The organism is Gilvimarinus sp. 1_MG-2023 (assembly GCF_030548285.1).
The window spans coordinates 1-364 of the sequence record NZ_JAUOSC010000369.1; the positions used below are offsets into that span (position 1 = coordinate 1).

The following is a 364-nucleotide window of genomic DNA, read 5'->3' on the forward strand; positions in this document are numbered from 1 at the left end:
GTCTATCTGAATGGCCATGCCCGGCAGCGGGTTGCTGGTCTGCTTAATCTGTCATTTGACGGGGTTGACGGTGAAATCCTGCTCGCCTCATTGGCGCAAGTGGCGGTATCGTCCGGGTCGGCCTGTACCTCTGCCAGTATCGAGCCTTCTTACGTGTTAAAAGCCATTGGACGCAGCAATGCGCTGGCTCATGCCGGGCTGCGTTTCAGTGTCGGCCGTTACACCACTGAGGACGATATTGACTTTGCCATTGAGCAGGTGAGCCGGATTGTAACGCGGTTACGTCAGCAGACCAGCCGGGGTTGAGACGGGGTTGGGTCTGACAGCGGTTACATGCGTACACCTTTTATCAAAACGTGCGTAT

Annotated in this window: 1 protein-coding gene; it reads left to right on the top strand. The window is 55.8% G+C overall.

Annotation, left to right across the window (positions count from 1 at the left end):
• Positions 1-306 (top strand): aminotransferase class V-fold PLP-dependent enzyme (locus tag Q4563_RS17235; RefSeq protein WP_303605367.1); only part of this gene is annotated, 306 nt, incomplete at its 5' end.
• Positions 307-364: the final 58 nt, after the last annotated feature.